12 protein-coding genes are annotated in these 11,738 nt (G+C 66.7%); all 12 read right to left on the reverse strand.

The features are described 5' to 3' along the window. Positions 1–584 precede the first annotated feature (584 nt). A complete protein-coding gene (gene ccrA, locus ACP4J0_RS19900) occupies positions 585–1,925 on the reverse strand; it encodes a crotonyl-CoA carboxylase/reductase (protein WP_426600029.1) in 1,341 nt (446 codons plus the stop codon). Positions 1,926–1,975: 50 nt separating this feature from the next. After that, the gene (locus tag ACP4J0_RS19905; RefSeq protein ID WP_426600018.1) at positions 1,976–2,527 is read right to left on the reverse strand and encodes a hypothetical protein; all 552 of its coding nucleotides are present in this window, start codon (positions 2,525–2,527) and stop codon (positions 1,976–1,978) included. A 247-nt stretch (positions 2,528–2,774) separates the two neighbouring features. After that, positions 2,775–3,608 carry an SDR family oxidoreductase gene (locus ACP4J0_RS19910; protein WP_358747082.1) on the reverse strand — a complete coding sequence of 278 codons (834 nt, stop codon included), beginning with the start codon at positions 3,606–3,608 and terminating at the stop codon, positions 2,775–2,777. 351 nt (positions 3,609–3,959) lie between these two features. After that, on the reverse strand, positions 3,960–5,141 hold the full coding sequence (locus tag ACP4J0_RS19915; RefSeq protein ID WP_426600019.1) for an LLM class flavin-dependent oxidoreductase: 1,182 nt from the start codon (positions 5,139–5,141) through the stop codon (positions 3,960–3,962). Between the two features lie 652 nt (positions 5,142–5,793). Next, positions 5,794–6,990, reverse strand: coding sequence for a cytochrome P450 (locus ACP4J0_RS19920; RefSeq protein WP_362024177.1), 1,197 nt, complete (start codon positions 6,988–6,990; stop codon positions 5,794–5,796). A gap of 26 nt (positions 6,991–7,016) precedes the next feature. After that, positions 7,017–7,208, reverse strand: coding sequence for a hypothetical protein (locus tag ACP4J0_RS19925; RefSeq protein WP_333748777.1), 192 nt, complete (start codon positions 7,206–7,208; stop codon positions 7,017–7,019). Then, a complete protein-coding gene (locus tag ACP4J0_RS19930) occupies positions 7,192–8,013 on the reverse strand; it encodes a thioesterase II family protein (protein ID WP_426600020.1) in 822 nt (273 codons plus the stop codon). Before ACP4J0_RS19930 ends, ACP4J0_RS19925 begins: the two co-directional genes overlap by 17 nt. A 60-nt stretch (positions 8,014–8,073) precedes the next feature. After that, positions 8,074–8,547: a nuclear transport factor 2 family protein gene (locus ACP4J0_RS19935; protein ID WP_333748775.1), complete on the reverse strand. Its 474-nt coding sequence runs from the start codon at positions 8,545–8,547 to the stop codon at positions 8,074–8,076. A 92-nt stretch (positions 8,548–8,639) separates the two neighbouring features. Further along, a complete protein-coding gene (locus ACP4J0_RS19940) occupies positions 8,640–9,482 on the reverse strand; it encodes a mycofactocin-coupled SDR family oxidoreductase (RefSeq protein WP_333748774.1) in 843 nt (280 codons plus the stop codon). A 104-nt stretch (positions 9,483–9,586) separates the two neighbouring features. After that, positions 9,587–10,009, reverse strand: coding sequence for an allene oxide cyclase barrel-like domain-containing protein (locus ACP4J0_RS19945; protein WP_426600021.1), 423 nt, complete (start codon positions 10,007–10,009; stop codon positions 9,587–9,589). A gap of 28 nt (positions 10,010–10,037) precedes the next feature. Further along, positions 10,038–10,397 (reverse strand): nuclear transport factor 2 family protein, encoded by a 360-nt coding sequence (locus ACP4J0_RS19950; RefSeq protein ID WP_426600022.1) that lies wholly within the window; start codon positions 10,395–10,397, stop codon positions 10,038–10,040. A gap of 38 nt (positions 10,398–10,435) precedes the next feature. Beyond that, positions 10,436–11,686, reverse strand: coding sequence for a cytochrome P450 family protein (locus ACP4J0_RS19955; RefSeq protein ID WP_426600023.1), 1,251 nt, complete (start codon positions 11,684–11,686; stop codon positions 10,436–10,438). Positions 11,687–11,738 lie beyond the last annotated feature (52 nt).

Raw genomic sequence — 11,738 nt, forward strand, 5'->3', positions numbered from 1 at the left:
CCCCAGCCGATCACGCCGTTGAACCTATGGGCAGAATAAGGAACCGCCCTGGTTTCAACCTCAGTTGGTGCTGCGAGCTGGGGGTTCGTAGTCGCTCGGTAGCGGTTTCCGGTCGGCGCGACAGGCGATGTGCCCTATCTCACCGCGCAGGCAACGGTGGTCGCGGGAGTCGACCCCATCCGGCGGTGGCGATCTCTTCGTGCGAACTCGACACCGGAGCCGAGGGGTATACCGAGAGCAGAACTTCCGTCACCCGGAGTCACAACAGGTTCTTACGCAATGAGGCCATACCTTCCAAGACCAAGGCCGGGCCCGCGAGGTTGACAGAGCCAGAATTTCTTTGTCTTGGATACTGCGTACATTGAAAGTCGAAACGTCCATGACAAACGTTCCGCCTCATCTACGAACGGCGCCGTGACGGCCGCGAGAGAGTGACTTTCACCGCGACACCGGCCGCGTCGAGGTGCTCGGCGACGGGGGTGCTGATGCCGTGCGCTGCCCGCACAGCGCAGATCGGCTCCACACCGCCGAGGCGGTCCCCCATCCCGGCGGTGAACACTACGAGCGCGGGTGTACGTCCGGCGTCACCGGACGGAATCCCGGTGCACCTGACGGAAGGCGTTGATGCTGCCGAGGTGCCGGGCACGCTTTTCCCTGTTCCGCACGCCGAGGCCCTCTTCCGGCGCGAGGCACAGCACGCCGACCTTGCCGTGGTGCACGTTGCGGTGCACGTCGAGCGTGGCCCGGCCGGTGTCCTCCAGCGCGTAGGACTTCGAGAGCGTCGGGTGGATGAGCCCCTTGTCGATCAGCCGGTTGGCTTCCCACGACTCCCGGTAGTTCGCGAAGTGCGATCCGACGATCCGCTTGAGGTTCATCCACAGGTACCGGTTGTCGAACTGGTGCGTGAACCCCGAGGTGGACGCGCAGGTCACGATCGTGCCGCCCTTGCGGGCCGCGTAGACCGAAGCGCCGAACGTCTCCCGGCCCGGGTGCTCGAACACGATGTCCGCGTCGTCGCCGCCGGTCAGCTCCCTGATGCGGGCGCCGAACCGCTGCCACTCCTTCGGGTCCTGGGTGTGCTCGTCCCGCCAGAACCGGTACCCCTCGGCGCTGCGGTCGATGACCAGCTCCGCACCGAGGCGGTGGCAGATCTCCGCCTTCTCCGGACTGGACACGACGCACACCGGGATGCCGCCGCCATTGAGCACGTACTGCGTGGCGTACGAGCCGAGCCCGCCGGAAGCGCCCCAGACCAGGACCACGTCGCCCTGCTTCATGTTCGCACCGTTGCGCGACACCAGCTGCCGGTACGCGGTCGAGTTGACCAGCCCGGGGCTCGCCGCCTCCTCCCACGTCAGGTGTGCGGGTTTGGGCATCAGCTGGTTCGCCTTCACCAGGGAGATCTCGGCGAGGCCACCGAAGTTGGTCTCGAAACCCCAGATCCGCTGCTGGGGGTCGAGCATCGTGTCGTCGTGACCCTCGGGGCCTTCCAGCTCGACGCTGAGGCAGTGCGCCACGACTTCGTCGCCGGGCTTCCAGCGGTGCACCCCGGGCCCGGTGCGCAGCACGACACCCGAGGCGTCCGAGCCGACCACGTGGTGGGGCAGGTCGTGCCGCTTCGACAGCGGGGACAGCTTCCCGTAGCGCCGGAGGAACTTGAAGGTGGGCAGGGGTTCGAAGATCGAGGTCCAGACCGTGTTGTAGTTGATCGCGCTCGCCATCACCGCGATCAGCGCCTCACCGGGCCCGAGTTCCGGTGTCGGGACCTCCTCCACGTGCAGCGACTTGCGCGGGTCCTTGTCCGCGCTGGCGATGCCCTCGAACATCTCGGTCTCCTCGGCGTGTACGGTCACGCCGCGGTAGCTCTCCGGCACCCGCAGCCCGGCCAGCGCGCCCGGGTCCCCGGTCACGACGGCCTGCTGAATCTCCTTGAGCTCTGCGTTCGGCACGGCTTTCCTTCCTTGGCTGGTCCGGTTCACGACAGGAGGCCCGCGTCGGCCTCGTCGTCCTCGCCTGCGGCTCGCTCGTCCGGGTGCCACCAGTCGTTCCCGTTCTCCGGCGGCCGTCCGGCCGCGGAGTCGAGGAGGTTGTCACCGGGCCTGCTGAGCCACTCCCGCAGCGCTTCGGCCCACCAAGCCGTGTCGACGACCCAGTCGAGCGCCGGCTGGTCCGCCAGGTGCACCTGTCCCGCGCGGACGCGCGCCAGCTCTTCGGCCCAGCCGGCGACTGCGGGGCCGAAAGCGGCCTCCGGGTCGGCGACCCCGAGCGCCTCGCCGATGACCGGCCAGCCGATCCCCTCGGCCCGTGCGGCCACGACGGCCCTCCCCACATAGCGGGAGACCAGCTCGGTCAGTGCTCGTCCGGCGCGCAGCGCGGCGAGATCGGTTTCGTCCGGCCAGTGGTGTTCCGGCACGACCGTGTGCCGCGCGCAGCGAGCAACCGCCCACGCTGCCTGGGCGGCGGCGACTTTCGCATGCAGTGCTACGGGAAGTCCGTCGAGTCCGGCGTCCGCGCGTGGCTCGGCCACGGCCTTCACCGGTCCCCGGTCCGGATCATGCCGACCGGCAGCGGTACCGTCACCGCGACCGCATCTCGCGCGCTGATAACCAAAGTGTGCACACGCTCTCCCTTGCCACTACTCACAGGCCGGCGGGCCCGACTTCCGGATCACGGACTCGACCGCGTCCACCCCGCAGGCCTGGGCGGCACAGCCGGGGGACGTTCGTGCCGCGGGGCAGGGCCTGGGACCGCGGCGCGATGCGAAACGGTCGGACTCAGTCGCGGTGCGCGGTGTCCAGCGCCTTGCCGCGCCACGGGGCGATGTGCTCGGCAACCAGCGCGTTCTTGGCCTCGAGGCGCTCGTAGGCGTCGCTGCCCACGAGCAGGTGCGAGGGCAGCGTCTCGCCGTCGGTCACCTCGACGATCAGCGCCGCGCCCTTGACCGGGTCCCCGGGCTGGGCGTGGTTGGCCGCGCCGACCCCGTCGCGCACGAGGTGGGCGGGGGTGCCGTCGTAGGCTGCCAGCCGCGCCTCGGAGACCGCCAGGGAGCTGGGGTCGAAGAGGTCGGTGCGGAACGCCCCTGGCTCGACGACCATGCTCTGGATTCCCAACGGGCCCAGCTCCGCGGCGAGGGCTTCGCTGATGCCGGCGACCGCGAACTTCGAGGCGCTGTACAGGCTCACCCCGGGCTCGCCCTCGAACCCCGCCCGGGAGCCGATGTGCACGATCTTGCCCTTGCCGGCAGCACGCATCGTCGGCAGGACCGCTCGCGTCACGTTGATCAGACCGAAGACGTTGACGTCGAACAGCGATCTGGCCTCGGCGTCGGTGACCTCCTCCAGCGCGCCCACCAGTACGCGGCCCGCGTTGTTGACCAGCACGTCGATCGTGGCGAACCGATCGACGACCTCCGCGACGGCACGGTCGATCTGGGCCTGGTCGGTGACGTCGAGGGTGACCGGATGGCATCGCTCGGCGGCGCGCAGGTCGTCGGGCAACGCGTCGAGTCGCCGGGCGCCGACGGCGACGTCGTGTCCCGCTTTCAGGGCATGCCGGGCTGTCTCGGCGCCCAGCCCCCGGGCGGCTCCGGTGATGAACCATGTCGCCATGACGGAAACGTCTCCTTCTGCAGGCATCGGTGCTCGCTGCCGGGCCGCGGTCCACGGCCCGGCGAAGTTCCTTCTTGGTCTGGCGGTGTCGCTCGCAGTGGGCGGTGGGTGCCCAGCCGAGGTCGGTGTCCCGGACGGGACCCGGGGAGTGTTCGGCCCGGGTTCCGTCCGATCCGACGGTGCAGCGGCTCACCGCGCCGGTCGGCGACCCGGTGCGGGGCCTCACTCCGGGGCGCCGGCGGCGCCGCGGCCCGCAGGGCCGTGTGGTGATGCGCCGGTCCCACAGCCCCGGACCATGAGATCCTCCGGCCGTGGTCGTCGACCGCGGCCAGGCGGGTCACGACGGCACGGTCAGGACCCTCCGGCCACCTCGTCGGCGTACTTGCGGTTCATGTGCTCGAGCGCCGCGCCGGCCGCGACGGTAGCCTCCTCGCGCCGCGCGAGGATCCGGTCCCGGGCGTCGTAGGACGCCTGGGCGTGGCTGGTTCCCGCTCCCTGGAAGTGCGGGGCGACCTGACGAGCGACGAGTTCCCACGAGCGCCACTTCGCCGTCGGGGCGGCCCAGTCGTGCGCCAGCAGCAGTACGGTGCCGAACCCCCCGGACTGGTCGACCATGCGCTGGATCTGGCGGCGAACGTCGTCGGCCGTGCCGATCGCGCCCAGGCCCGATTCGTTGACGAAGTCGATCAGCTCCCGCGTACTGCCGTCGGGCAGCGCGAGCCCAGGCGTGGCAGCGTTGTCATTCAGATGCCTCAGCCAGTCCCGCAGCCCGAACTCGACGTCGTGATAGGCCTGTTCCCGGGTCTCGGCGACGTGCACGTTCGTGACCAGCCGCCAGGTCCTGCGGTCGGGCGCCGGCCGTCCCGCGTGGGCGGCGCGCTCGGTGGCGATCCCCCAGTGGTACGCCAGCGCGTCGAACCCGTCCTGGCTCATGGTCGCCCCGAGCGAGATCAGGCTCACACCGCGGCTGCCGGCCAGGCGCGCGCCGGTCGGCGACGCCGTCGCGGCCACCGCGATCTCGAAGCACGGTTCGGTGTACGGGCGCAGTTGCAGCGTCGCGTCGACCAGCGTGTGGGTCCCGACCGTCGTGGTGACCGACTCGCCGGCCAGCAACCGCTGAATGACGTCCAGATGGGTCTCGAGGAGCTCACGGCTCTCGGTGGGGGTCATGCCGATCATGGCGACGTCGGAGGGCAGGGAGCCGGGACCGACCCCGAGCATCACCCGGCCCTGCGTGAGGTGGTCGAGCATCACCATCCGGTCGGCCACCCATAGCGGATGGTGGTACGGGATCGAGGTCATGCCGGTCCCGAGGCGGATTCGGGTGGTGCGCTCCGCTGCTGCCGCGATGAAGATCTCGGGCGAGGCGATGAGGTCCCTACCGGTCGAGTGGTGCTCCCCGATCCAGGCCTCGTCGAAGCCCAGCCGGTCGAGGTGTGCCATGAAGTCCAGGTCGTGGCGGAGCCACCACGTCGGGCTCTCCCCCAGCGGGTGGATCGGGGGCAGGAACGCGCCGAAGCGCAGAGTAGTCACAAGTTCTCCACCAGGTCGGCGTCCACATCAGTCACTCGCGGCCGCAGCGCTTCCACACGACGGGCGGTACGTGCGCCAGCGAAGAGCCGACGCGGACGGGTGTGCTCGGTCGGGTCGGTCGGCACCTGGCGCGCGTCCTCGTGGCGCGTGGCCGGCCGACCGGTCTTGTCGTAAGCGAGCCGGAACCGGGTGACCGGCCGGTCCCGTCGCAGCTCGTCCGGCTCCGGCGGGGGATGGATGAGTGAGGGCGCGGGCGGAGAAGGGGTCAAAACAGGCGCTTGGTCGGCGTGAGCCATGCATCAACCTCCGGGAAGCTGCGTGCGCCCCACGATAGGTTCTGCGACTCGGCGAACCATCCCCTAGTTTTCCCGGTGGCCCCTCCCCTAGTTGTCACCCGCCATCTCTGGGGTCTCCGGGTCACCCTCCCCGTGCCCGACCCGGCGGCGGGACTCGACATGCGGAGGTGGGCAGGCCCGCCGCCCGGTGAGCAGCTCGCTGGAGTCACCGCGCGCCCGCCGGTGGCGACGTCCGCAGCCGCGTTCCGCGGTTGGCAGCGCGGCCTCGCTCGACGAGCGGAGGCCGCACCTCATCACCGCTGGTGCGGGTGTCGCAACGGGTCCGCCCCGGCAACGAGTTCACGTGCCCGGTTGAGTCATGCCGCGCTGATCTGGATCCCCCGAAGGCCCCGCAGTGTGAAGTCGGGGCCAAAGTCGACATCGCCCGCGATCTCGAAGTCCGGCAGCTTGTCCAGCAGGCGATTCAACCAGATACGCATCTCCATCCGGGCCATGTGGATGCCAAGGCAGATGTGGGGACCGAAACCGAAGCCCAGATGCGCTTTACGGGTACGGGAGATGTCGAAGGAGTCCGGGTCGTCCCAGCGAGCGGGATCGCGGTTCGCGCAGCCCAGAAGAGACACGACCGCGGAACCTTCGGGGATCGTGAATCCCCCGACCTTCGACTCGTCGCTGCAGGAGAAGCGCAGGACCGACTGCGTGAGAGTCGACCAGCGGTGGACCTCTTCGAGTGCGGCCGGAACAAGCGACCTGTCGGCGACCAGCGCGCGGCGTTGATCAGGATGGCGTCCCAGCGCGTACAGCATCATCGCCATCACCTGCGCCGTACTCTCGTTCGCCGCGACCGTCAACATCGTCCCGTTCGCCAGTATCTCCCGGTCGGGCATGGACGGCGCGAAATCGTCGAACACCATCTGGGCCATGAGCGATCCGTCGCTCACCCCCCGGGCACGGTGCTTCTCGATGAGGCCGGCGATGTACGAGTTCAGAGCGATCGACGCCGCAGCGCCGTCCGCGACGATCTCCTGCCCCCTCGGGGTCGGGTCCAGCCTTGCGCCGAGAACCGCCGCCGTTGCGTCACTCCACTTGATGAAGTCCTCGTACACGTCCTCTTCGGCGCCCAGCAGTTGGGCGGTGACAACAGTGGGAATGATCCGCGTCATCTCCGCGAGCGCGTCGAGAGGTTCGCCGGAGCGAAGGCGTTCAACGAATTGATCCACATATACGTCCACCACTCGCTGTATCCGCGCCGCCCAGTCGACTTCGACAGTCCTGCGCTCGAAGTCCGGCTCCCAGATTCCGCGGACCGTCTGGTGCCGCACACCATCGGTGCCGAGAAAGGTCGGTCCGCCGAACGCTTTCTCCATCTCGGGGAGCACGTTTGCGGAGTTGAAATGGCGGATGTCACCGAGTACTCGCGCGCAGTTGCGATGCGACGTCACCATGTACTGGTCGTGGTGGGAGTTGTAGACAACCGGCCCCAGGGTCCGCCACGCGGCCATGGTCTCATAGGGGTCCTGCACGAAGTCGGAATCAAGCATGTTCACGTCCACGGTGGGACATTCCGCCGCCGCAGATTTCATTGCACATCCTCTCCCTGGCCGGGATCTGTGTCACCGGGCGTCATCGAGGCCAACACGTGTTCAGCGGGAACGTTGTAGCGGTGGGCGTCCATCGTGTGCAGCTGGGACAAGCGGATCAGCTCGTCCTTGTCTGCCGCCTCGATGAGACCTCCGCACATCGGGCAGCTCACTTCAAGGCCGACGTCCATGGCCGGCTCCCCCTTCCGGTCGCAGCGGTCGAGTGCGTTCGGAACCGAGGCCCAGGAGCACACGCCTCACGCAGTCGGCTATCTCGGCGACGTGCTCATGTATGAAGAAGTGACCTCCGGTCAGGACCTTCAGTTCGAAGGATCCCGCTGCATGCCCTCGCCAGGCACGAGCTTCCTCGAGCGACACGCTCGGATCGCGATCGCCAGTTATCGCCGTGATCGGCACGTTCAACCTGGTCTCGGTCGTTGGCGCGCGATATGTCTCGACGGCCCGGTAATCGGCACGGACAACGGGGAGGATCATACGCCTCATCTCGTCGTCGTCGAGAAGAGCCGGATCGGTTCCTCCCAGCGATCGAAGGTTGGCGATGATACTTTCGTCGTCGGCCGCGTGGAAATCCTCGGCTCGATGACACGACGGGGCGCGACGTCCGGACGCGAACAGCGCGAGCGGCATGCGGCGATTGTCCCGCTGAAGGCGACGCGCCACCTCGAAGGCCACCACCGATCCCATGCTGTGACCGAAGAACGCGAGCGGTTCCGTTCCCCACGGGATCAACTCCTCGCAGATCTCGTCGGCGAGCCGACCGATGTCCTCGATCAAGGGCTCGTGACGCCGGTCCTGCCTCCCTGGATACTGGACCCCGAGCACCGATACATCCGGTTCGAGTGAGTTCGCCAGCGAACGGAAGTATCCTGCGGAACCGCCCGCGAACGGGAAGCAGACGAGGTGTACTTGACCGCGCCGAGCCGAGCTTCGCAGGGGCCTGATCCATGATCCGTCACTCGTGGTTGATGCGTGCACGTTCCTTCTTCCTCAGGCCCTGCGACCGGAATGCCGCTGATCGTCCCGTAACCTTCCAGCCTACTGATCGAACGGGTTCTGCCCTGCCGGGAATTCGAAGGTACCGATCTCCGGCCTGGTCAACGGGATCACCTTGCGACTGGAGAACTTCCAGACCCCCGCCTCGCGCACGTATTCGTCCTGGTAGTACGCGGTGGCCCGGGAGAACCCACCGGCCCGTACATCGCCCTGGGCGAAGACATGGCAGTTGCCGGACGCCCGGTCGCCGCGAATCTCGTTGACCACGTGGTTGACCGTCATGTGACAGAGGTTCTCCATCTGTCCGTAGATGTCGGCCTCGAAGTGGTGCCGGATCTCGTCCTTCCCCGTGAACTTGCCCAGCCCGAAGCCTTCTTCGTCGAAAACCGGGCTGTCGTCGCTGAACAGCTCCATCAGAGAATCGAACTGGCGAGTGTCGAGTCGAAAGGCGTATTTGGCCGTCAACTCAATGATGTCGAGTCGATCGACCGTCAGAGGAAGTGCGCTTTCCGTCATCGTGAGTAGCCCTCCGGTAGCTTGTTTCGCGTGCGCCTGAGACGCTGACAGTTCTTTGGTGGACCGATGAGCGATTCGCCGCGAGCCGGCGCCTATCGCATCTTGTTGGGGAGCATCATTCCGGCGTCCACCGGAAGCGTGATTCCGGTGATGTGACGCGCCTCTTCCGACGCCAGGTAGACCACGGCGTCGCTGACCCCTTGCGGGTCCAGCCAGCCGGTGGGCAACGCGCTCATTTCCTTCATCACTTCGTTCGCGTCCTCCGGTGTCGGATCGGAGACTTCGGGCAGGTAGATCTTTCGCATCTGAGCGTTGTTGACCATCGGCGTGTCGACGTTTCCAGGGTTCACCGAGTTCACCCGGATGTTGTGTGGTGCCAGCTCGACCGCCAAGGCCCGCATCAGCCCGACCACGCCGTGCTTGGATGCGGTGTAGTGCGCCATGGTCGGCACGCCGATCAAGCCCGCCGTCGAGCTGATGAAGACCAGCGATCCGCCTTCATTCCGTTCGATCATGTGGGGGATCACCGCCTTGACGGTCTTCCACGACCCCGTCAGATTGACGTCGATGATCTCTTGCCAGGCCTCGTCGGTAAGTTCCCACGAGAACCCGAAGCTGGACATTCCGGCATTCGCGCACACGACGTCGATGTGCCCGAACTCGGCTATCGCCTCGTCGACGACATCCTGCAGTTCGTCGGAGTTGCGCGTATCTGCCCGGCGCGCAAGGATCCGCCGCCCCAACTGTTCGACCAACTGCGTCGTCGAGGAGAGATCCTGACCGTCCGCGCCCGGATACGGCGCGGTTTCGAGGTCTGCGCACAGGTCGACGGCTACGATGTCCGCACCCTGTTGGGCGAGGCGCACCGCATGCGAACGTCCCATTCCACGCGCAGCGCCAGTGACCAGTGCGACTTTCCCGGCGACCCGGCCCATTTCTCAACCTCCACGTCAGAGAACAAAGGTGTCCGATTCGCGGCGTGATGCCACGAATACTGAGAGGTGAGTGTCCTCACCCCGTCACGGCATCGCCCGGTCGTTCACTCGGCGGAGGCGAACATGATCAGTTTCACGTCGGCCCCTTCCACCTTGCCGAGGTCGTAAGGACGCCAGGCCATGAAGCCCGTCTGGCCGACGTACCGGCCGCTGGTACCCACGCTCGGGTAGTAGGCCCACTCCCCCGAGAGGAGGGAGCCGAGATCGATCCAGCCGGCGACCCTGATCGTTCCGGACCCGTCCTCGAAGACGACTTCGTTGGTCAGATAGGCCATGAACTGCTGGTCGGACTCTCGCCGATAGTGAATCTTGTAGCCACCCGAGGTAGTGGCCACCCTCTCACCGGACTTGGTGAACAGGGCGTGCTCGTAACTACCACCCTGGCCGACCTGGATGTTCTCGAAGTCCTCGATGTCGGTGGTGGCGCTGATCGTTGTCTCGACCAGTTCCTCGTAGCTGTTGATCACGTCTTCGACCCTTTCTTGAGTGAGTTTTTCAGGCCTTGCGGAAGACGTCTTTGAGCACAATCTTCCCGTCGCTCAGGACGAAGAGGTCAACACCACGGTTGACCACCTTCCCGTCATCCGTCTCGACGGTCCACCGAACCATCCCCATGTTGTCGTCGAACATGATCGGCGATTCGAACTTCCCGTCGACCCCCGAGGCGACCATCTTTTCGCGCATCGCGTTCATACTGATGATCAGATCGCCGATCTGCTCCTTGGTGTGCACCGTCCCGATTCCGTCTCCGTCGGGCGTTATCCACTTCCCGTCGTCGGCAAAACACGCGACGGCGGTCTCGATGTCGCCGGCACCCGAGCTCTCGAAGAACCGGTCGATCACTTCTGCTGACATGGGTCCGCTCCGTTCCCGTCGTTGACGGTGTCGATGAGTCATGCGTGCAGCCTGACCGGCAGCCGCTCCAATCCACGGAACTGCAGGGTGTAACGCCAGGTGAGTCGTTCCAGTGGCTCGGCGGCCTCCCAGTGCGGGAACCTGTCCAACAGCCGGGCCAGCACGATCTCGCCCTCCAGTCGGGCCAGCGGCGCGCCGACGCAATGATGGATTCCGTGGCCGAAGGCCAGGTGCGTAGCGGTGTTCCGGCGAATGTCCAATCGGTCCGGCTCGGCGAACCGGTCCGGGTCCCGATTCGCCGAGGACAGCGCCAGGAACACCACCTCGCCGGCGGGGACAACAGTGTCGCCGACCTCCACCGGTTCGGTGGTGTAGCGCAAGGTGGAAAGGTTCAGAGGGCTCTCATAGCGCAGGAATTCCTCTACTGCGTTCGGTATGAGGGTGGCATCCCCGCGCAACAGCTCCAGCTGTTCGGGGTGCTTCAGCAGAGCGTACACCGAACTGCTGATCAAGTTCGCGGTGGTCTCGTATCCCGCGTTCATCATCAGGAAGATGGTGGAAAGCAGCTCGGACTCTTCGAACCGCTCCTCGTTGTCCGGATCGATCATCGCGTTGATCAGGTCGTCCGCACCGTCATGAGTCTTCGCCTTCTGGGCGACCAGGGTCCGGAAGTAGTCGAGCGACGCCATGTAGGCCTGGTACTTCTCCGACGGCTCCGAGTCGACGCTGGTCAGCGCCCGGTTCCACCGGCGGAGATCGTGGTGGGCGGCGCGGGGGACGCCGAGCAACTCGCCGATCACCGCAATGGGGAGGGCCATCGCCACCGACTCCACCAGGTCGATCTCGGCTCCCGCCGGGATCGCGTCAAGCAGTTCGTCGGTGAGTTCCTCGATGCGCGGCCGCAGGGCCAGTGTCCGGCGCATCGTGAACGCCCTGCTGAACATCCGCCGCAATCGCGAGTGTTGCGGCGGATCGCTGAACAGCATGCTGTCCGACGTGATCGACGCGCCCGAGACGTCCTCCGTGCTGTGCTTGGCGATGATCGGTGCGGCGCCCGCGGCCGACTTCGAGAGCCTGGGGTCGGCCAGCAGTCGGCGCACATCGCTGTACTCGGTGACCAGCCACGAACGCAGACCTGTGCTCAATGTCTTGATGACGAGCCGCCGGGGCCCCGTCCCGGTGCGCATCTCCCGGTAGGTCAGATACGGGTCCTGGATGAAGTCCCAGTTCAACAGGTCTGACTCGGCTGTCTCGGTGCCGGAGGTGTCGGGCTTGGTGGAGTCGGTCATGGGGAGACTTCCCTTGTGCTCAAGTGGCGGAACGAGGAGACCAACTGGTTCG

This window comes from Streptomyces sp. WG7, from assembly GCF_049975785.1.
Lineage (GTDB): Bacteria > Actinomycetota > Actinomycetes > Streptomycetales > Streptomycetaceae > Streptomyces.